Raw genomic sequence first — 19,778 nt, 5'->3', positions numbered from 1 at the left:
CTTATCCGAGCCCACCCCAACATGCGTCGACTCGCCCGCCCCAAACCCTTGATCCTGATACTGCTGACGCTGGTGCTGATCTTCCTGATTGCCGCCGGCCAGCATCTGCGCCTGTTCGAACGCGCCTGGTTCAACCTCAACACCCTCTGGCGAACCACCAGCGAACAGGCCATCGCCCTGGACCAATACCGAGTCACGGTCGAGGCGCAGGTAATCGACGGCCTGGACGATGACGTTTCAGCGCTGACGTTCGATCCCATCCGCAAAAGCCTGTTCACCGTCACCAATAAAAATGCCGAGCTGGTCGAGTTGTCGCTGGATGGCAAGATTTTGCGGCGCATCGCCCTGATCGGCTTTGGCGATCCGGAGGCGGTGGAATTCATCAGCGAAGACATCTACGTCATCACCGACGAGCGCCAGCAGCGCCTGATCAAGATTCGCCTGGAAGACGACACCCAATTCCTCGACGCCGCCGAAGCCGAACAGATGACCCTGGGCGTGCACATGAGCGGCAACAAGGGTTTCGAAGGGCTGGCCTACGATTCGGTGGGCAAACGCCTGTTCGTGGCGAAGGAACGCGACCCGATGCTGATTTATGAAGTGCATGGGTTTCCCCATCACAATCCGGAAAAGTCCTATGCAGTCCATGTGATCAACAACCCCAAGCGCGATGCCGGGCTGTTCGTACGCGACCTCTCAAGCCTGCAATATGACGAACGCAGCGGCCATTTGCTGGCGCTGTCCGAGGAGTCGCGGCTGATTATCGAATTGGATATCGACGGCCGGCCGTTGAGCACGCTGTCGTTGAGCAAGGGCCGCCAGGGCCTGCAAAAAACCGTGCCCCAGGCCGAAGGCCTCGCCATGGACGACGATGGCAACCTGTATCTGGTGAGCGAGCCGAATCTGTTCTACGTGTTCAAGAAGTCACAACCTTGATCCACTTACCCTGAACTACCACAAAAACCCAATGTGGGAGCGAGCTTGCTCGCGATAGCGGTGTATCAGCCATGAAGGTATCGACTGACATACCGCCATCGCGAGCAAGCTCGCTCCCACAGGGTCCGGTGTTGAATCCAATAACTGATCGCCCGGTTTATTCAGCCCGCAGGGTCTTCACCCCTTCAGGGGTCCCCAGCAGCAGCACATCAGCCGGACGTGCCGCGAACAAGCCGTTGGTGACCACGCCCACGATGGCGTTGATCTGGCTTTCCAGTTCCACCGGGTTGGTGATCTGCAGGTTGTGCACATCGAGGATGATGTTGCCGTTATCGGTCAACACGCCTTCGCGATACACCGGGTCGCCGCCCAGTTTCACCAGTTCGCGGGCCACATGACTGCGGGCCATCGGGATGACTTCCACTGGCAATGGGAACGCGCCAAGCACCGGCACCAGTTTGCTGGCGTCGGCGATGCAGATGAAGGTCTTGGCCACGGCCGCGACGATCTTCTCGCGAGTCAGGGCGGCGCCGCCGCCCTTGATCAGATTCAGGTGCGCGTCGCTTTCATCGGCGCCGTCGATGTAGAACTCCAGGTCGCTCACGGTGTTGAGCTCGTACACCGCAATTCCGTGGCCCTTGAGGCGCGCGGCGGTTGCTTCGGAGCTGGCGACCGCGCCGTCGAACGCGCCCTTGTGTTGCGCCAGCGCGTCGATGAAGCAATTGGCCGTAGAGCCGGTGCCAACCCCGACGACGCTCTTGTCATCCAGCTTCGGGAGGATGAGGTCGACGGCGGCCTGGGCCACGGCCTGTTTGAGTTGATCCTGGGTCATGCGGGCTCCGAAAGCGGGCAGGAAGTAAAGAGGGGCGCGAGTATAACCCAACAAAACCTTGGGATTCGTGTGGTCGCCCAGCTAAAAGCCGGGTTAGACTCCTTGGCCCTGCCCAACCCGCTCAGTGATGCTTTCCGATGCTCGAACAGTACGTCAAAAAGATCCTCACCTCGCGCGTTTACGACGTTGCCGTAGAAACCCCGCTGCAGACCGCTCGCCAGCTCTCCGAGCGGCTGGGCAACAGCATTTTGCTCAAGCGCGAAGACTTGCAGCCGGTGTTCTCGTTCAAGATTCGCGGGGCCTACAACAAGCTGACCCAGCTCAGCGACGAAGAGCGCGCACGCGGCGTGGTCACGGCTTCGGCGGGCAACCACGCCCAGGGCCTGGCCCTGGCGGCCAAGGTACTGGGCGTCAAGGCCACCATCGTGATGCCCAAGACCACCCCGGAAATCAAGGTCGAAGGCGTGCGCTCGCGTGGCGGCAAGGTGGTGCTGCACGGTGACTCGTTCCCCGAAGCCCTGGCCTATTCGCTGAAACTGGTCGACGAAAAAGGCTACGTCTACATCCACCCGTATGACGATCCCCACACCATTGCCGGGCAGGGCACCGTGGCGATGGAAATCCTGCGCCAGCACCCAGGGCGCCTGGATGCGATCTTCGTCCCGGTGGGCGGTGGCGGGCTGATTGCCGGGATCGCGGCCTACGTGAAATACCTGCGCCCGGACATCAAGATCATCGGCGTCGAGCCGGACGATTCCAATTGCCTGCAAGCGGCCATGGCCGCTGGCGAGCGCGTGGTCCTGCCGACCGTTGGGCTGTTCGCCGACGGCGTCGCCGTGGCACAGATCGGCCAGCACACCTTCGACATCTGCAAGCACTACGTGGACGAAGTGATCACCGTCAGCACCGACGAGATCTGCGCTGCGATCAAGGATATCTACGACGATACCCGCTCGATCACCGAACCTGCCGGCGCCCTTGGCGTGGCTGGGATCAAGAAATACGTCGAGTCGCGGGGTGTCAGCGGCCAGACCCTGGTGGCCATCGACTCCGGTGCCAACGTCAACTTCGACCGCTTGCGCCACGTTGCCGAACGCGCCGAACTGGGCGAGGGCCGCGAAGCGATCATCGCCGTGACCATCCCCGAGAAGCCGGGCAGCTTCAAGGCGTTCTGCGAAGCCGTCGGCAAGCGCCAGATCACCGAATTCAACTATCGCTACAACACCGGCAGTGAAGCGCACATCTTCGTCGGCGTGCAGACCCACCCGGAAAACGACCCGCGCAGCGCGCTGATCGCCAGCCTGACCGAACAAGGCTTCCCGGTGCTGGACCTGACCGACAATGAACTGGCCAAGTTGCACATTCGCCACATGGTCGGCGGGCATGCGGCCCATGTCATCGACGAAGTGGTGCTGCGTTTCGAATTCCCGGAACGCCCGGGTGCGCTGTTCAACTTCCTCAACAAGCTGGGCGGGCGCTGGAACATCTCGATGTTCCACTACCGCAACCATGGCGCGGCGGATGGTCGTGTGGTCGCCGGGCTACAGGTGCCGCACGACGAGCGCCACCTGGTGCCGGCTGCCCTGGAAGAAATCGGCTACCCATACTGGGATGAAAGCGATAACCCGGCCTATCAACTGTTCCTGGGTTGATAAAGCCGGGCTAGGCTGTGAGCAAGACTTGAGGAAAATCCAACAATGGAAACATTGACTGCGCTGAAGATCGCTCACGTCGTCGCCACCGTACTGCTGCTGGCGGGTGCCCTGGGGCTGGCCGCCTGGGTCTGGCGCACACGCCGCAACGGCGATGCCACGGCGGCGGCACGCACGCTGCAACGTCCGCGGCTGTTCATCTGGCTGGTGATGATCCTGGCCCTGGCAAGCCTGCCCTTCACGGGCTGGTGGATGGTGCATCAGGTTGGCTGGTCGCTGGGGCAGACCTGGCTGCTGGCTTCCAGCGTGCTCTACACCGTGGCGGCGCTGGCGGGGTTCTGGCTGGTGGTGCGACTGAACAAATTGCGCAAGACGCCGGGAGGTAGCGGGAAGTTTACCTTTGCCTTGGCGCTGTTCAGTGTTGTCTGCTTTATCGCCATTGCGGGGTTGATGGGGGCCAAGCCGGTTTAAGGCTTTGGACCGCGGCGGCCCCATCGCGAGCAAGCTCGCTCCCACAGAGATTGTGTGATCGACGCAAATCCCCTGTGGGAGCGAGCCTGCTCGCGATAGCTATTTCAGCCGCGCAACGAAATCACCGGCCAACCCCGCTTCTGGGCCTCGGCCCGAAGATTCGGATCCGGATCCACCGCCACCGGATGCGTCACCACCTCCAGCAGCGCCAGGTCATTCATCGAGTCGCTGTAGAAATAGCTGCCGTCAAGCGAATGCCCGGTCTCTTCCAGCCAACGGTTCAGCCGGGTCACCTTGCCCTCGCGAAAGCACGGGACATCCGTGCTGCGTCCGCTGTAGCGCCCGTCGATCATCTCGCACTCGGTGGCGATCAGGGTCTCGACGCCCAGGCGCTCGGCAATCGGCCCGGTGACAAAGCGGTTGGTGGCGGTGATGATCACCAGCTTGTCGCCAGCGTCACGGTGTTTTTTCAGCAATTCGACGGCCTGGGGCAACACGATAGGCTCGATGCAGTCGCGCATGTAGTCCAGGTGCCACTGGGCCAGCACGTCCATTTCGGTACGGCCGAGGATTTCCAGGCAAAAATTCAGGTACTCGGCGTTGTCGAGCTTGCCGGCCAGGTAATCCTGGTAGAACTCGTCGTTGCGTGCCTTGTAGGTGACAGCGTCCAGGAAACCGCGCTCGCACAGGTAATCGCCCCACGCGTGGTCGCTGTCGCCGCCCAGCAATGTGTTATCCAAGTCGAATAAAGCCAGCCGCATTGCAGTTACTCGCTGAAAAATCTGAAGAAAGGCGTCCAGAATACGGACTTTTCACAAGAGTGCACATAAGCTAGGCGGGCTCGTTGCTGCTTTCACAACCTTTGTGGAACAATGCGGCGACATGCGTTTGCGAGGTTGTTGCCGTGATCGACCCCGATGGTTTCCGCCCCAATGTGGGGATCATTCTTACGAATGATGCAGGGCAGGTGCTATGGGCTCGCCGTATCAATCAAGACGCCTGGCAGTTTCCTCAGGGCGGGATCAACCCCCAGGAGACGCCGGAAGAGGCCTTGTACCGCGAGTTGAACGAAGAAGTGGGGCTTGAGCGAGAAGATGTCGAAATACTCGCCTGCACCCGCGGCTGGTTGCGCTATCGTTTGCCGCAACGCCTGGTCAGGACGCACAGCCAACCGCTGTGCATCGGCCAGAAGCAGAAATGGTTTCTCCTGCGCCTGATCTCCAACGAGCAGCGGGTGCGGATGGATTTGACCGGTAAACCGGAGTTCGATGGCTGGCGCTGGGTCAGCTATTGGTATCCGTTGGGCCAGGTGGTGACATTCAAGCGCGAAGTGTACCGACGCGCTCTCAAAGAGCTTGCCCCGCGCCTGCTGACGCGCGACTGACGACGGAGTTCGACCCCGAGCCATGCTCAATACGCTGCGCAAGATCGTCCAGGAAGTTAACTCCGCCAAGGATCTCAAGGCGGCGTTGGGGATTATTGTATTGCGTGTCAAAGAGGCCATGGGCAGCCAGGTCTGCTCGGTCTACCTGCTGGATCCCGAGACCAATCGTTTTGTGTTGATGGCCACCGAGGGCTTGAACAAGCGCTCCATCGGCAAAGTCAGCATGGCCCCCAATGAAGGCCTGGTCGGTCTGGTCGGCACACGCGAAGAACCCCTGAACCTCGAAAACGCCGCGGATCACCCGCGCTACCGCTACTTTGCCGAAACCGGCGAAGAACGCTACGCCTCGTTCCTCGGGGCACCGATCATCCACCACCGCCGCGTCGTCGGCGTGTTGGTCATCCAGCAAAAAGAGCGCCGCCAGTTCGACGAAGGTGAAGAAGCCTTCCTCGTGACCATGAGCGCGCAACTGGCCGGGGTTATCGCCCACGCCGAGGCCACCGGCTCGATTAGCGGCCTGGGTCGCCAGGGCAAGGGCATCCAGGAAGCCAAGTTCGTCGGCGTACCGGGTTCACCCGGCGCGGCGGTGGGCACGGCGGTGGTCATGTTGCCGCCCGCCGACCTGGACGTGGTGCCGGACAAGGCCATCGCCGATATCGACGCCGAGCTGGGCTTGTTCAAGACCGCCATCGAAGGCGTACGCGCCGACATGCGCGCCCTGTCGGCCAAGCTGGCGACGCAGCTGCGCCCTGAAGAGCGCGCGCTGTTCGACGTTTACCTGATGATGCTCGACGATGCCTCCCTGGGCAGCGAAGTGACCACCGTCATCAAGACCGGTCAGTGGGCCCAGGGCGCGCTGCGCCAGGTGGTGACCGACCACGTCAACCGTTTCGAACTGATGGACGACGCCTACCTGCGCGAGCGGGCCTCGGACGTCAAGGACCTGGGCCGCCGGTTGCTGGCCTACTTGCAGCAAGAGCGCCAACAGACCCTGGTCTACCCCGACAACACCATCCTGGTCAGTGAAGAGCTGACCCCGGCCATGCTCGGCGAAGTGCCCGAAGGCAAGCTGGCGGGGCTGGTCTCGGTATTGGGTTCGGGCAACTCCCACGTGGCGATCCTGGCCCGGGCCATGGGCATCCCGACGGTGATGGGCCTGGTGGACCTGCCGTACTCCAAGGTCGACGGCATCCAGATGATCGTCGACGGCTACCACGGCGAGGTCTACACCAACCCCAGCGACGTGCTGCGCAAGCAGTTTGCCGATGTGGTCGAGGAAGAAAAGCAACTGTCCCTGGGCCTGGATGCGCTGCGGGACCTGCCGTGCGTGACGCTCGACGGCCACCGCATGCCACTGTGGGTCAACACCGGCCTGCTGGCCGACGTGGCCCGGGCGCAGAAACGTGGCGCCGAGGGTGTGGGCCTGTACCGCACCGAAGTGCCGTTCATGATCAACCAGCGCTTCCCCAGCGAAAAGGAACAGCTGGCGATCTACCGCGAACAACTGGCCGCGTTCCACCCGCAACCGGTGACCATGCGCAGCCTGGACATTGGCGGCGACAAATCCCTGTCCTACTTCCCGATCAAGGAAGACAACCCGTTCCTCGGCTGGCGCGGTATTCGCGTGACGCTCGACCACCCGGAAATCTTCCTGGTCCAGGCCCGCGCCATGCTCAAGGCCAGCGAAGGCCTGAACAACCTGCGCATCCTGCTGCCGATGATTTCTGGCACCCATGAACTGGAAGAAGCCCTGCACCTGATCCACCGGGCTTGGGGCGAAGTACGCGACGAAGGCACCGATGTACCGATGCCGCCAGTGGGCGTGATGATCGAAATTCCGGCGGCGGTGTACCAGACCAAGGAACTGGCACGGCAGGTGGACTTCCTGTCGGTGGGCTCGAACGACCTGACCCAGTACCTGCTGGCCGTGGACCGCAACAACCCGCGGGTCGCGGATCTGTACGACTACCTGCACCCGGCGGTGCTACAAGCCTTGCAGAACGTGGTGCGTGACGCCCATGCCGAAGGCAAGCCGGTGAGCATCTGCGGCGAAATGGCCGGCGACCCGGCCGCCGCAGTACTGCTGATGGCGATGGGGTTCGACAGCTTGTCGATGAACGCCACCAACCTGCCGAAAGTGAAATGGATGCTGCGCCAGATCAACCTCAGCAAGGCCCAGGAATTGCTCGCGGAGGTGATGACCATCGACAACCCGCAAGTGATCCACAGCTCCTTGCAACTGGCGCTGAAGAACCTTGGGTTGGCGCGGATGATCAATCCGGCTTCGAACAAGACTCTCTAGGCACGAGCACCTGTGGCGAGGGAGCTTGCTTCCGCTGGGCTCTGTAGGAGCTGGCGAAGCCTGCGATCTTTTGATCTTTTGATCTTTCGCTTGAGATTCAAGTGTCTGGGGAAAGATCGCAGCCTCGCTTCGCTCGTCAGCTCCTACACAGCTCCTACAAGCTCCTACAGGGCTGAATCAAATGTGCAGCGCCACCTCCCCCAAATGCCCCCCATGCGGCCCGAAACTGCGCTCGACCATCTGCCGCGTCCCATCGGCATGGACAATCAGCGCCGTACTCGCCCGCGTCCCGTAGGCCGGGCTGGCGATGAACACACTCGATAGCAGCATCTCGGTCGCCACGCCCACCCCGGTATCCGGCAGCTCAGCCACCGGAGCAGGTTGCGGGTCGTTCAGCAGCGTAAGCAATGCCTCGGGCTGCGGATCGTCCAGCACCTCGCCCAGCGCCGCGCGGGCCTTGAGCAACTTGGGCCATGGCGTGTTCAACCCAGCGTTCGACAAGCCATAGAGCCCCTCGCCCAACCGCTGCGGCTGGGCATCGCGGGCGTTGTGGTGCCACAGCTCGACGCCATCGCCGAGCAGCAGGTTGAACCCGCCATACTCGCTGGCGCGGGGCACGATTTCGCTCAAATACTCGGCAATCGAAAGATTGCCGGTCAGGAACCGCGCCACCAGTTCGCCGCGCGACTTGAATGCCGGCAACTGGCCCGGGTCACGGATGTTGGTCAGCGCCGCAAAGCGCCCTTCGGCGCCAATGCCAAGCCAGGTGCCACCAGCCTCCAGGTCGCGACCAGCATGCACATGGGGCGCATCAGGCCACTGGGCCAGGGGCAAGGTCGGCCGGGCATAGAACTCGTCGCGGTTGGCCGCCACGATCAGCGGCCGGGCATGGCCGGGGCGCCAGGCAAATACGATCAGGCACATCAGGTTGTCCCGTTAACAATGCCAATCCATTGAAAGAATAAAGCCGAACACTGCTTTTGTGGCGAGAGAGCTTGCTCCCGCTGGACTCTGTAGGAGCTGGCGAAGCCTGCGATCTTTTGATCTTGATCTTTCGCTTGCGACTCAATTGCCAGTGGAGAGATCGCAGCCTCGTTGCACTCGACAGCTCCTACACAGCTCCTACAACGGGAGCAAGCTCCCTCGCCACAAAAACCACGCGTTGCACCTACTCTACCCATACCTCCATCATGCATCCATCGCCGTCAGTAGAGCCCAAGCCCCTCGATCCGTTACCATGCCGCTCTTATTTCAGGGATGGACGGGGAGACGCTGGTGGAATTTTTGCTCTATCTGCTGCTCGGCGCCTGCGCCGGCGTGTTGGCCGGGTTGTTCGGCGTGGGGGGCGGGATGATCATCGTCCCGGTGCTGGTGTTCAGTTTCACCCTGCAGGGTTTCGACCCGCAGGTGTTGACGCACCTGGCCGTCGGCACCTCGCTGGCATCGATCATCTTTACCTCGGTCAATGCCGTGCGTGAGCACCAGCGCAAAGGCGCGGTGCGCTGGCCGATTTTCGCCTGGATGACCGTTGGAATCCTGATCGGTGCCGGTTTCGGCGCCGTCACCGCCGAAGCGATTTCCGGCCCGCACCTGCAAAAGATCATTGGTGTATTCGCCATGATCGTCTCCGTGCAACTGGCCCTGGACTTCAAGCCCAAGGCCAGCCGCACGGTGCCCGGCAAAGTCGGACTGACCTTGGCAGGCACGGTGATCGGCTGGGCCTCGGCGATTTTCGGCATTGGCGGCGGTTCGTTGACCGTCCCCTTCCTGACCTGGCGCAGCGTGCCGATGCAGCAAGCGGTGGCGACCTCATCGGCCTGCGGTTTGCCGATCGCCCTGGCCAGTGCTTTAAGTTTCATGATTCTGGGCTGGCACGATCCGCTGCTGCCGGCCCATAGTCTCGGTTTTGTGTATTTGCCGGCGCTGCTGGGCATCGCCCTGACCAGCATGGTCTTCGCCCGCTTCGGTGCGCGGCTGGCCCATCGCCTGTCGCCGCGCTTGCTCAAGCGGCTGTTCGCCGCCCTGCTATTCTGCGTCGGCTTGAGTTTCCTGTTCTGACGCAATCCTGGCTTAATCCCGAGGTGGCAGCGTCGCCCGGGTATTTTTGACGTTTACGAGGAATATCAATGCTGCCTTACCCGCAGATCGATCCGGTGGCCCTGGCCATCGGCCCGCTGAAAATCCACTGGTACGGCCTGATGTACCTGGTCGGCATCGGCGGCGCCTGGTTGCTGGCGTCGCGTCGGCTCAACCGTTTCGACCCGACCTGGAACAAGGAAAAGCTCTCCGACCTGGTGTTCTGGCTGTCCATGGGCGTGATCGTCGGCGGGCGCCTGGGCTATGTGCTGTTCTACGACTTGAGTGCGTACCTGGCCAACCCGACGCTGATCTTTGAAGTCTGGAAAGGCGGCATGTCGTTCCACGGCGGGTTCATCGGCGTGATGCTCGCGGCGTTGTGGTTCGGCAAGCGCAACAACAAATCGTTTTTCGAGCTGATGGACTTCGTCGCGCCGATGGTGCCGATCGGCCTGGGCGCCGGGCGCATCGGCAACTTCATCAATGCCGAGCTGTGGGGCAAGCCGACCGACGCGCCGTGGGCGATGATCTTCCCGCCGTTCAGCGACCCGGCGCAGTTGCCGCGCCACCCGTCGCAGCTGTACCAGTTCGCCCTCGAGGGTGTGGCACTGTTCCTGATCCTCTGGCTGTTCTCGCGCAAGCCGCGGCCAACCATGGCGGTGTCGGGTATGTTCGCCCTTTTTTACGGTATCTTCCGCTTCATCGTTGAGTTCGTCCGCGTCCCGGACGCCCAGCTCGGCTATCTGGCGTGGAACTGGCTGACCATGGGCCAGGTGCTGTGCTTGCCGATGATCGTCGGCGGCCTGGCGTTGATCTGGCTGGCTTATCATCGTGCGCCAGCTGCGGCGGCCAAGGTTTAAAATTCGAACCCCGGGGCGCTGGCCCCGGGTTCAAGGACACAGGTAACCCATGAAGCAATATCTCGATCTGGTGGCCCACGTCATCAAGAACGGCACCAAGCAAGCCAACCGCACCGGTGTGAACACCATCAGCTTCCCCGGCGCCATGCTGCGCTATGACTTGAAAGACGGTTTCCCGGCCATCACCACCCGCAAAATGGCCTTCAAATCGGCCATCGGCGAGATGTGCGGCTTTCTGCGCGGCGTGAACAATGCCGCCGAATTCCGTGCCCTGGGCTGCAAGGTCTGGGACCAGAACGCCAACGAAAACGCCCAGTGGCTGGCCAACCCGTTCCGCCAGGGCGAAGACGACCTGGGCGAGATCTACGGCGTGCAATGGCGCAAATGGCCGGCCTACAAACAGATCCCCCTGAGCAACCCGGCGGCCATCGAGCAGACACTGGCCCAGGGTTACCGGCAGATCGCCGAAGGCGAAGAAAACGGCCAGGCCTACGTGGTGCTGTACAAGGCCATCGACCAGGTTCGCCAGTGCGTCGACACCATCATCAAGGACCCGGGCAGCCGGCGCATCCTGTTCCACGGCTGGAACTGCGCCCAGCTCGATGAGATGGCCCTGCCGCCGTGCCACCTGCTCTACCAGTTCCACCCGAATGTCGAGACCAAGGAAATCTCCCTGACCCTCTACATCCGCTCCAACGACCTGGGCCTGGGCACGCCGTTCAACCTCACCGAAGGCGCCGCGCTGCTGAGCCTGATCGGCCGCCTGACCGGCTACACGCCGCGCTGGTTCACCTATTTCATCGGCGATGCCCATGTCTATGAAAATCATCTGGACATGCTTAAGGAACAGCTCAGGCGCGAGCCGTTCCCGATGCCCAAGCTGGTGATTTCCGAGCGTGTGCCGGAGTTTGCCAAGACCGGTGTGTACCAGCCTGAGTGGCTGGAGCTGGTGGAACCAAGCGACTTCTCCCTCGAAGGCTACCAGCACCACGCGCCGATGACCGCGCCGATGGCGGTCTAAAAGGATCCCACCATCACCCCTGTGTGCAGGCCTATGGGAGCAAAGCTTTGCTCCCATAGGCGACTCTGTGTATTGGGGATTGGTGGCAAGGGCTCAATGCCCGTGACTACGCCCCACATGCGAATGCTCCACCTCCGGCGCCACCGCGCCACTCACCTCCAACCGCTGCAAGATCCCGCATTGATCCAGGTCCGGCCCTTCGCCACAACGATGGCGCAGGTCGATCAGTTGCGTCTGCAAGGCCAGCAGGCCGTCGATGCGGGCCTTGACGTGTTGGATGTGCTCGTCGATCAGCGCGTTGACGCTTTCGCACTGGTCCTGGGGGCTGTCACGCAGAGCCAGGAGGCTGCGGATTTCTTCCAGGGTCATGTCCAAGGTGCGGCAATTGCGGATGAACGTCAGCCGCTCGGCATGGGCCTGGGTGTAGACGCGGTAATTGCCGTCGCTACGGGCCGGTTCCGGCAGCAAGCCTTCGCGCTCGTAGTAGCGGATGGTTTCGACCTGGCAGTCGGTGATTTTCGCCAGTTCTCCGATCTTCATGCTGCGACCTCCCAAATAGGTGCTTGACCCTATAGTGGCTATAGGGTCTTTACTGTGCAACAGGCACTTTTCACGGACGTCACCCGATGAGCGATTCCCTTCACATCCACAAACCCGACCACGGCCATGACCACGGGCATTCCTGCTGCGCATCGAAAGCAGCCCCGTCGCAGGTCATCCTCGGCAAAACGCCGACGGACGGTGCGCGGCTGAGCAGTTTCCGCATCGAAGCCATGGACTGCCCCACCGAACAGACGCTGATCCAGAACAAGCTCGGCAAGCTCGAAGGCGTGCAGCAACTGGATTTCAACCTGATCAACCGCGTGCTGGGCGTAACCCACGATTTGCCGAGCGACGCGCCGATCATCAAGGCCATCGAATCCTTAGGGATGCGGGCCGAGCCGATGACTCCAGGCAAAGAGAAAGCCACCCCTGACTTGCCCGCCCCGGCCAAGCCCTGGTGGCCGCTGGCGCTGTCCGGCGTGACAGCCCTGGGCGCCGAGGTGATCCACTTCACCAACGCCGCGCCAAACTGGGTGGTCGCAGTGGTGGCATTGGTGTCGATCCTCAGCGGTGGCCTGGGTACCTACAAAAAGGGCTGGATCGCCCTGAAAAACCGCAACCTGAACATCAATGCGTTGATGAGCATCGCCGTGACCGGCGCCGTGCTGATCGGCCAATGGCCGGAAGCGGCGATGGTGATGTTCCTGTTCACCGTGGCCGAGCTGATCGAAGCCAAATCCCTGGACCGGGCGCGCAACGCCATCAGCGGCCTGATGCAGATGGCCCCGGAACAGGCCACCGTGCAACAGGCCGATGGCAGCTGGCAGGCACAAGACGTAAAAGTCATCGCACTCGGTGCGCGGGTACGGGTTCGCCCGGGCGAAAGGGTTGGCCTGGACGGCGACGTGGTCGCCGGTCGTTCGACCATTGACCAGGCACCGATCACGGGCGAGAGCCTGCCGGTGGAAAAAACCATCGGCGACAAGGTGTTCGCCGGCACCATCAACCAGGCCGGCGAATTGGAATACACCGTGACCGCGGCGGCCGATCACTCCACGCTAGCGCGAATCATCCACGCCGTGGAACAGGCCCAGGGCTCCCGCGCGCCGACTCAGCGCTTCGTCGACCAGTTCTCGAAAATCTACACCCCGGCGGTGTTTGTCCTGGCCCTGGCTGTAGCCATCATCCCACCGCTGTTCATGGGTGCGGCGTGGTTCGACTGGATCTACCGGGCGCTGGTGCTGCTGGTGGTCGCTTGCCCCTGCGCACTGGTGATTTCCACCCCCGTGACCATTGTCAGCGGCCTCGCCGCCGCCGCGCGCAAAGGCATCCTGGTCAAAGGCGGCGTGTACCTGGAGGGCGGCTACAAGCTCGACTACCTGGCCCTGGACAAGACCGGCACGATCACCCACGGCAAGCCGGTGCAAACCGACTATGTGGCGCTGGCCCCGAGCATGGAAACCACCGCTCCGGCCCTCGCCGCCAGCCTCGCGGCCCGCTCCGACCACCCGGTTTCCCGGGCGATTGCCAACGCGGCTGTGGATAAGCAACTGGCACAGCAGGTTGTGGATAACTTTGCGGCGCTTGCCGGGCGCGGCGTGCGCGGCGACATCGGCGGGCAGACTTATCACCTGGGTAATCACCGCCTCGTGGAAGACCTTGGCCTGTGCTCCCCCGAACTGGAAGAGAAACTCTTCGCCTTGGAAAAACAAGGCAAGTCCGTGGTGCTGCTGCTCGACGCTACCGGCCCCTTGGCGCTGTTTGCCGTGGCCGACACCGTGAAGGATTCCAGCCGCGAAGCCATCCGGCAACTGCATGACCTGGGCATCAAGACCCTGATGCTCACCGGCGATAACGCCCACACCGCCGACGCAATTGCCGCGCAGGTGGGCATGGACCAGGCGCGGGGCGACCTGTTGCCCGAAGACAAGCTGCAAGCCATCGAAGCGTTGTACGCCCAGGGTCACCGCGTCGGCATGGTCGGTGACGGTATCAATGACGCCCCGGCCCTGGCCCGTTCGGAAATCGGTTTCGCCATGGCGGCGGCCGGCACCGACACGGCCATCGAAACCGCCGATGTCGCCTTGATGGACGATGATCTGCGCAAGATCCCGGCGTTCATTCGCCTGTCGCGGCAGACTTCAAGCATCCTGAAACAGAACATTGCCTTGGCGTTGGTGATCAAGGCGATTTTCCTCGGGTTCACCTTCGCCGGGTTCGCCACCATGTGGATGGCGGTGTTTGCCGACATGGGGGTGAGTTTGCTGGTGGTGTTCAATGGGTTGCGGTTGTTGCGCAAATAAGAAGTCCTCGGTGGCTGGACGGGCCCTATCGCGAGCAAGCTTTGCTCCCACAGCAGATCTACAGTGAGTTCAAAATCCTGAACTCGCAACGATCCACTGTGGGAGCAAAGCTTGCTCGCGATGGGCTGCACAGCAGCCCCCATGATTCAAGGCCAACTCAATCACGCTTCGGCTCGCGGATCTTGTACCAGGCCACATACAGCGCCGGCAGGAACAGCAGCGTCAACAGGGTGGCGATGATGATCCCGCCGATCATCGCGTAGGCCATCGGCCCCCAGAACACTTCCCGGGCAATCGGAATCATCCCCAGGCTCGCCGCAGCCGCCGTGAGCAGGATCGGTCGGCGCCGGTGCTCGGTGGCTTCCACCACCGCATCCCAGGGCTCGTAGCCGTCACGTTCGTATTCATCGATCTGGGTCACCAGGATCACCGAGTTACGGATGATGATGCCAATCAACGCGAGGATCCCGAGGATCGCCACGAAGCCCATGGGCGTGCCCGTTGGCACCAGCGCCAGCACCACGCCGATCAACCCGAGGGGCGCGACGCTCGCCACCAGGAACAGTTTCTGCACGCTGTGCAGCTGGATCATCAGGAAGGTCGCCATCAAGAACAGCATCAGAGGCACGACACTGGCGATCGGCCCTTGGGCCTTGCTGCTCTCTTCCACCGTACCGCCCGTGGCGACCTTGTAGCCCACTGGCAGGCCGGCGGCGAACTTGTCGATGGCCGGTTGCAGTTGCTTGACCAGGTCGGTGGGCTGGATCTCGTCACGCACCGCGGCCTTGATGGTGATGGTCGGCTTGCGGTCACGACGCCACACCAAGGGCTGTTCCAGTTCATAGCGCACCGTGGCGAACGCCAGCAACGGAATCGAGTTGCCGCCCGGGGTGACGATTTGCAGGTTCTGCAGGGTTTCCGGCGAACCACGCTCGGCATCTTCGGCACGGCCAACCACGTCGATCAGGTAAATATCGTCGTTGACCTGGGTCACGGGCGAGCCGCTGACGATGCTGTTCATCAGCCTGGCCACATCATCGGAAGACAAGCCCAACTGCCGCGCCTTGTCCTGGGCGATGTCGATGCGCAGCACCTTGCCCGGTTCGTTCCAGTCGTAAATGATTTCGCCAATGTGCGAGTTCTTGTCCAGCTCGGTGGCCAGCTCGATCGCATGCTTGCGCACCTGGTCGATGTCCTTGCCGCTGACCCGGTACTGGATCGGCCGGCCCACCGGCGGGCCCATTTCCAGGGCCTGCACGTAGCTGCCAATCCCGACGAAATCCTCACGCAGACGCTTTTGCAGGCGCTCGGTGAGGGCCGTGCGCGACTCCAGGCCCTTGCTGACAATCACCAGTTGCGCGTAGTACGGGTTCTGCAGTTGCTGGTCCAGCGGCAGGTAAAAGCGAATCGCGCCTTCGCCGATGTAGGTGCTCCAGCGCTCGATGTCCGGGTCGCCCTTGAGGGTCGCTTCCAGGCGATCGACCGCCCGGCGGGTCTCGTCCATCGAGGCGTTTTGCGGCAGGTTGAGGTCCACCAGGATTTCCGGCCGGTCCGAGGACGGGAAGAACTGGTTCTGCACAAAACGCATGCAAAACACCGACAGCACGAACAGCAGCACGGTGATGCCGATGGCCCACCAGCGATTGCGCATCGCCCACAGCAGGCCACCGTTGAACGCCCGGCCGATCCGCCCCGGCTCGGCGCTGTGGGGTTTCACGTTGGTGCTGAGGATGTGCACGCCGATCACCGGGGCAAACAACACCGCGACGATCCATGACACCAGCATCGCCACGGCGATGACCGCGAACAGGGTGAAGGTGTACTCACCGGCGGAACTGGCGTTCAGGCCGATGGGCACGAAACCGGCCACGGTCACCAGGGTCCCGGTGAGCATCGGGAACGCTGTCGAGGTATAGGCGAACGTCGCGGCCTGGTCCTTGGTGTCGCCTTTTTCCAGGCGCGTGACCATCATTTCCACGGTGATCATTGCGTCGTCCACCAGCAGGCCGAGGGCGATGATCAACGCGCCGAGGGAAATCCGCTGCATGGTGATGCCGCTGTATTCCATGAACAGGAAGACCATCGCCAGCACCAGCGGAATCGAACAGGCCACCACCAGCCCGGCCCGTACGCCAAGGCTGATGAAGCTGACGACCAATACAATGATCACCGCCTCGAACAAGGCGCTGGTAAAACCGCCGACTGCCTCTTCCACCACCTCGGCCTGGTCCGACACGGTGTGCACGCCAACGCCCACCGGCAGGTCGGCGGTCAGTTCAGTCATGCGCGCATGCAGCGCCTTGCCGAAGTCCTGGATGTTGCCGCCCTTCTTCATTGCGATGGCGAGGCCGATGGCCGGTGTACCGTTGAAACGGAACATCGGCGTGGCAGGGTCAACGTAACCGCGGCTGATATCGGCGATGTCGGCCAGTCGATAGAAGCGGTCATTGAGCCGCAGGTTGACGTTGGCCAGGTCTTTTTCCGACTGGAACTGCCCGGACGTGCGCACGGAAATCCGCTCGGGCCCGGCGTCGATGACCCCGGCCGGGGTCACGGCGTTCTGGGTTTGCAGGCTTTGCACGACTTGGCGCTGGTCGATCCCCAGGGCGGCAAGTTTGCGTGTGGAGAAGTTCAGGTAGAGCACTTCGTCCTGCTCGCCCACCATCTCGACCTTGCCCAGGCCCGGGACGTCATGGATCTCGGCGCGCACCTGTTCGACGTAGTCGCGCAACTGGCGCATCGACAGGCCATCGCCGGTGAAGGCGTACACCGAACCGTAGACATCGCCGAACTCGTCGTTGAACCCGGGCCCTTGCAGGCCGTCAGGAAAATCGCCGCGAATGTCGTTGATCTTCTTGCGCACCTGGTACCAGATCTCGGGGATTTCCTTGGCCCCGGTGGTGTCGAGCAGGTACACGAACACCGTCGACTCCCCCGGTCGGGTGTAGCTTTTGACGTAGTCGAGGGAATCGAGCTCTTCGAGTTTTTTCTCGATGCGGTCGGTGACCTGCCTGAGGGTTTCTTCCTGGGTCGCGCCAGGCCAACGGGTCTGGATGACCATGGTCTTGATGGTGAACGATGGGTCTTCTTCGCGCCCCAGGTTCATGTACGAAAACACGCCCATCAACAATGCCACGAACATCAGGTACCAGACGAACGACTGATGCCGCAGGGCCCATTCGGACAGATTGAAAGGCCCTTTCATCGTGCTTCCTCGTCGAGTTTCACTTTCTGCCCCGGCTGGAGACTGTTCACCCCGGCGCTGACCACGCGATCGCCGGCCTTGATGCCGTTGGCCACCAGCACCGAGTTGGCCGAACGTTCGAGAATCCGTACGTCACGGGGCGAGACGGTCTGGGTTTGCGGGTCGACCAGCCAGATCCGCGCCTTGCCGTCGATCTCTTGCAACGCGCTGAGTGGCAGCTCGATGCGCGGTTCGATGGTCGAGCTCAGGGTCACGCTGATGGCCGTGCCCAGGCGAAAACCTGGCGGTGTATCGGCCAACGTCAGGCGCGCGCGGCGGGTACGGGTGGCGCTCTGGGCCTGGGGTTCGATCTCGCGCACGGTAGCGGTGGTGTGGATGCTCGGGTCCAACTGCGCGGCGACCTCGAACACCACGTCCGTGGGCAGGCGCTCGACCAGCCCGGCCGGCAGGTCGATCACCGCCTCCTTGATGTCCGGGCGGGCCAGGGTCACCACTTGCTGGCCGGCGGTGACCACCTGCCCGGCTTCGGCATTCCAGGCCGTGACGACGGCGTCGTGGTCAGTGTGCAGTTCGCTGTAGTTGAGCTGGTCGCGGGCCTGCTCCACCGAGGCCTTGGCCTGTTCGAGAGAGGCGCCAGTGGTTTTCAGGTCGGTCTGGGCGATGTCCAGTTGCGCCTGGGCACCGACGCCACGGTCGAACAATTGCTGCTGGCGGCGGGCATTGGCCTGGGCATTGATGTACTGCGCCTCGATCCGCGCCAGATCGCCCTCGGCGGCACGCAACTGGTTCTGCTGGTCGGTAGGGTCGAGCGTGGCGAGCAGGTCGCCCTTCTTCACCTCCGCGCCGACGTCGACATTGCGACTGGCGATCCGTCCTGGCACGCGGAAACCCACGTTGCTCTCGTAGCGGGCCTGGATATTCCCGGCGAACCGCCCAAGCGCCTGCTGGTCGAGGGCCCTGACTTCAACGGACAACACCGGGCGCACCGGTTCGGGTGGCGCTTCTTCCTTGGAGCAGGCGGCCAGCAAGAGGCCGGCCGAAACCATCCATAAACGCTTCATGGCTGGGCTCCCGGCGTGGTTTTTCCAGAGGTGTTTTCAGCGATCTCGACGCGCACGCCCGGGTGGAGCAATTGCCCGCCTGCGGTGATGATTTTCTCACCGCCCTTGAGGCCATCGCTGATGATGACTTTGCCGGTCAGGTAGCGGCCGACGGTCACCGTCTGCAACTGCGCCTTGCCCTCGCCGTCCACCAGCCACACGGCCGGGTCACTGAGGTTCTTGGTCAGGGCCGACCAGGGCAGCTCGAAGGCGGTCTTGCCGGCGGATTTGGCCGTGGCACTGACCACCGAGCCCAGGTGCATGCCTTCGGGTAAATCATCGAGGGTGACCTTGACCTGCACGGTGCCGGTCTGGGCAGACACCGCCGGGGTGATCTCGCGCACCGTGCCGGTGGTCTTGATGGCGGGGTTATCCAGCAGACTGATGGTGATCGCAGGGTCCGACGGCGGTTCGCTCAACAGCGATTCGTAGATGTTGAACACCGCGTCACGTTCGCCATCCCGGGCCAGGCTGAAGATCGGCTCCGTGGCCTGCACCACCTGGCCGACTTCCGCCTGGCGTGCGGTGATGATGCCCGGGGCCTCGGCAATCAGTGCGGTGTAGCTCAGTTGTTCGCGGGCGTTGGCCAGTTGGGCCTGGGCGGCGGTCAGCGCACTCTGGCTGCTGCGCAGTTGAGCCTGGGCGGCGTCGTATTCGCTCTGGCTGGTGTAGCCCTTGGGCAAGAGTTTCTGCTGGCGCACGAACGCCGCCGCACTCTGCTTGACCCGCGCCTGCTCGGCGGCCACCTGGGCCTCGGCGGAGTCGACGTTGGTCTGCAGGTCCCGCGGATCGAGCCGGGCCAGCACTTGCCGGGCCGAAACCCGGGCGCCGACATCGACCTTGCGCTCGATGATCTTGCCGCCCACACGAAACGACAGGTCGGCCTGCACCCGCGCCTGGACATCGCCGGTCAAGGTCACCGAAGCGGCGTATTCGCTGGGCACGGCTTGCTGCACGAAAACCCGCGGCAGGGCTTTTTCTTCGGGCTTCTTATCACCGCACCCCGTCAACAACACGCACACGCCCAAACCAATCATCAATTTGATTCCGGGACCAGCCATGCAGACTCCTTTGCGTTGTACGGACGTACCAG

Annotated in this window: 16 protein-coding genes; 9 read left to right on the top strand and 7 right to left on the bottom strand. The window is 62.6% G+C overall.

The annotated features are described in order from the left end of the window. Positions 1-21 precede the first annotated feature (21 nt). Positions 22-936, top strand: a complete 915-nt coding sequence (locus QMK47_RS02270) for an SdiA-regulated domain-containing protein (protein ID WP_320389750.1) — start codon at positions 22-24, stop codon at positions 934-936. A 157-nt stretch (positions 937-1,093) separates the two neighbouring features. On the opposite strand, the gene rpiA is transcribed toward QMK47_RS02270, so the two are convergent. Continuing rightward, complete coding sequence (rpiA, locus tag QMK47_RS02265; RefSeq protein WP_320389749.1) at positions 1,094-1,768, bottom strand: ribose-5-phosphate isomerase RpiA; 675 nt, start codon at positions 1,766-1,768, stop codon at positions 1,094-1,096. Positions 1,769-1,905: 137 nt separating this feature from the next. On the opposite strand from rpiA, the gene ilvA reads away from it, so the two are divergent. Together ilvA and QMK47_RS02255 are read left to right on the top strand one after the other, a co-directional pair. Continuing rightward, complete coding sequence (gene ilvA / locus QMK47_RS02260) at positions 1,906-3,420, top strand: threonine ammonia-lyase, biosynthetic (protein ID WP_214511008.1); 1,515 nt, start codon at positions 1,906-1,908, stop codon at positions 3,418-3,420. A 45-nt stretch (positions 3,421-3,465) separates the two neighbouring features. Continuing rightward, on the top strand, positions 3,466-3,891 hold the full coding sequence (locus QMK47_RS02255; RefSeq protein ID WP_214511009.1) for a DUF2269 family protein: 426 nt from the start codon (positions 3,466-3,468) through the stop codon (positions 3,889-3,891). 104 nt (positions 3,892-3,995) lie between these two features. Here QMK47_RS02255 and QMK47_RS02250 read toward each other — a convergent pair whose 3' ends face one another. Beyond that, a complete protein-coding gene (locus QMK47_RS02250) occupies positions 3,996-4,652 on the bottom strand; it encodes an HAD family hydrolase (RefSeq protein WP_258690169.1) in 657 nt (218 codons plus the stop codon). 143 nt (positions 4,653-4,795) lie between these two features. On the opposite strand from QMK47_RS02250, the gene QMK47_RS02245 reads away from it, so the two are divergent. Together QMK47_RS02245 and ptsP are read left to right on the top strand one after the other, a co-directional pair. Further along, entirely contained in the window at positions 4,796-5,275 is a 480-nt protein-coding gene (locus QMK47_RS02245) for an RNA pyrophosphohydrolase (RefSeq protein WP_003186867.1), read from the top strand. Positions 5,276-5,297: 22 nt separating this feature from the next. After that, entirely contained in the window at positions 5,298-7,577 is a 2,280-nt protein-coding gene (gene ptsP / locus QMK47_RS02240) for a phosphoenolpyruvate--protein phosphotransferase (protein ID WP_253470882.1), read from the top strand. Between the two features lie 177 nt (positions 7,578-7,754). On the opposite strand, the gene QMK47_RS02235 is transcribed toward ptsP, so the two are convergent. After that, positions 7,755-8,501 carry an NRDE family protein gene (locus QMK47_RS02235; RefSeq protein ID WP_258690168.1) on the bottom strand — a complete coding sequence of 249 codons (747 nt, stop codon included), beginning with the start codon at positions 8,499-8,501 and terminating at the stop codon, positions 7,755-7,757. A gap of 351 nt (positions 8,502-8,852) precedes the next feature. Between QMK47_RS02235 and QMK47_RS02230 the strand changes: the two genes are divergently transcribed. The 3 genes from QMK47_RS02230 to QMK47_RS02220 all read left to right on the top strand — a co-directional run bounded on the left by QMK47_RS02230 (position 8,853) and on the right by QMK47_RS02220 (position 11,534). After that, positions 8,853-9,635 carry a sulfite exporter TauE/SafE family protein gene (locus QMK47_RS02230; RefSeq protein ID WP_253470878.1) on the top strand — a complete coding sequence of 261 codons (783 nt, stop codon included), beginning with the start codon at positions 8,853-8,855 and terminating at the stop codon, positions 9,633-9,635. 68 nt (positions 9,636-9,703) lie between these two features. Beyond that, the gene (gene lgt, locus QMK47_RS02225; RefSeq protein ID WP_320389748.1) at positions 9,704-10,513 is read left to right on the top strand and encodes a prolipoprotein diacylglyceryl transferase; all 810 of its coding nucleotides are present in this window, start codon (positions 9,704-9,706) and stop codon (positions 10,511-10,513) included. A 49-nt stretch (positions 10,514-10,562) separates the two neighbouring features. Next, positions 10,563-11,534 carry a thymidylate synthase gene (locus QMK47_RS02220; protein WP_320389747.1) on the top strand — a complete coding sequence of 324 codons (972 nt, stop codon included), beginning with the start codon at positions 10,563-10,565 and terminating at the stop codon, positions 11,532-11,534. A gap of 93 nt (positions 11,535-11,627) precedes the next feature. On the opposite strand, the gene cadR is transcribed toward QMK47_RS02220, so the two are convergent. Next, positions 11,628-12,074 carry a Cd(II)/Pb(II)-responsive transcriptional regulator gene (gene cadR / locus QMK47_RS02215; RefSeq protein WP_003196623.1) on the bottom strand — a complete coding sequence of 149 codons (447 nt, stop codon included), beginning with the start codon at positions 12,072-12,074 and terminating at the stop codon, positions 11,628-11,630. Between the two features lie 86 nt (positions 12,075-12,160). Here cadR and QMK47_RS02210 point away from each other — a divergent pair, with 86 nt between their 5' ends. Continuing rightward, the gene (locus QMK47_RS02210; protein WP_253470866.1) at positions 12,161-14,380 is read left to right on the top strand and encodes a heavy metal translocating P-type ATPase; all 2,220 of its coding nucleotides are present in this window, start codon (positions 12,161-12,163) and stop codon (positions 14,378-14,380) included. A 157-nt stretch (positions 14,381-14,537) separates the two neighbouring features. On the opposite strand, the gene QMK47_RS02205 is transcribed toward QMK47_RS02210, so the two are convergent. From QMK47_RS02205 to QMK47_RS02195, 3 genes are read right to left on the bottom strand one after another with little or no spacing between them, the layout of a single operon-like run. Next, complete coding sequence (locus QMK47_RS02205; protein WP_253470864.1) at positions 14,538-17,585, bottom strand: efflux RND transporter permease subunit; 3,048 nt, start codon at positions 17,583-17,585, stop codon at positions 14,538-14,540. Further along, positions 17,582-18,646: an efflux RND transporter periplasmic adaptor subunit gene (locus QMK47_RS02200; protein ID WP_320389746.1), complete on the bottom strand. Its 1,065-nt coding sequence runs from the start codon at positions 18,644-18,646 to the stop codon at positions 17,582-17,584. The genes QMK47_RS02205 and QMK47_RS02200 overlap by 4 nt, the downstream gene beginning before the upstream one ends. After that, the gene (locus tag QMK47_RS02195; protein WP_253470861.1) at positions 18,643-19,746 is read right to left on the bottom strand and encodes an efflux RND transporter periplasmic adaptor subunit; all 1,104 of its coding nucleotides are present in this window, start codon (positions 19,744-19,746) and stop codon (positions 18,643-18,645) included. Before QMK47_RS02195 ends, QMK47_RS02200 begins: the two co-directional genes overlap by 4 nt. Positions 19,747-19,778: the final 32 nt, after the last annotated feature.

It is taken from the genome of Pseudomonas sp. P9_35 (assembly GCF_034008205.1).
Classification (GTDB): Bacteria; Pseudomonadota; Gammaproteobacteria; order Pseudomonadales; family Pseudomonadaceae; genus Aquipseudomonas; species Aquipseudomonas kilonensis.
Note: the sequence above shows the minus strand (reverse complement) of the source record. Positions and strands in the feature narration are given on the sequence as shown.

Excerpts from the sequence above, each read along its gene's own strand:
- QMK47_RS02200 (WP_320389746.1), bottom strand. The coding sequence starts at position 18,646 with ATGAAGCGTTTATGGATGGTTTCGGCCGGCCTCTTGCTGGCCGCCTGC.
- lgt (WP_320389748.1), top strand. The coding sequence starts at position 9,704 with ATGCTGCCTTACCCGCAGATCGATCCGGTGGCCCTGGCCATCGGCCCG.
- ptsP (WP_253470882.1), top strand. The coding sequence starts at position 5,298 with ATGCTCAATACGCTGCGCAAGATCGTCCAGGAAGTTAACTCCGCCAAG.
- QMK47_RS02210 (WP_253470866.1), top strand. The coding sequence starts at position 12,161 with ATGAGCGATTCCCTTCACATCCACAAACCCGACCACGGCCATGACCAC.
- rpiA (WP_320389749.1), bottom strand. The coding sequence starts at position 1,768 with ATGACCCAGGATCAACTCAAACAGGCCGTGGCCCAGGCCGCCGTCGAC.
- QMK47_RS02235 (WP_258690168.1), bottom strand. The coding sequence starts at position 8,501 with ATGTGCCTGATCGTATTTGCCTGGCGCCCCGGCCATGCCCGGCCGCTG.
- ilvA (WP_214511008.1), top strand. The coding sequence starts at position 1,906 with ATGCTCGAACAGTACGTCAAAAAGATCCTCACCTCGCGCGTTTACGAC.
- QMK47_RS02250 (WP_258690169.1), bottom strand. The coding sequence starts at position 4,652 with ATGCGGCTGGCTTTATTCGACTTGGATAACACATTGCTGGGCGGCGAC.
- QMK47_RS02220 (WP_320389747.1), top strand. The coding sequence starts at position 10,563 with ATGAAGCAATATCTCGATCTGGTGGCCCACGTCATCAAGAACGGCACC.
- cadR (WP_003196623.1), bottom strand. The coding sequence starts at position 12,074 with ATGAAGATCGGAGAACTGGCGAAAATCACCGACTGCCAGGTCGAAACC.
- QMK47_RS02195 (WP_253470861.1), bottom strand. The coding sequence starts at position 19,746 with ATGGCTGGTCCCGGAATCAAATTGATGATTGGTTTGGGCGTGTGCGTG.
- QMK47_RS02205 (WP_253470864.1), bottom strand. The coding sequence starts at position 17,585 with ATGAAAGGGCCTTTCAATCTGTCCGAATGGGCCCTGCGGCATCAGTCG.
- QMK47_RS02270 (WP_320389750.1), top strand. The coding sequence starts at position 22 with ATGCGTCGACTCGCCCGCCCCAAACCCTTGATCCTGATACTGCTGACG.
- QMK47_RS02255 (WP_214511009.1), top strand. The coding sequence starts at position 3,466 with ATGGAAACATTGACTGCGCTGAAGATCGCTCACGTCGTCGCCACCGTA.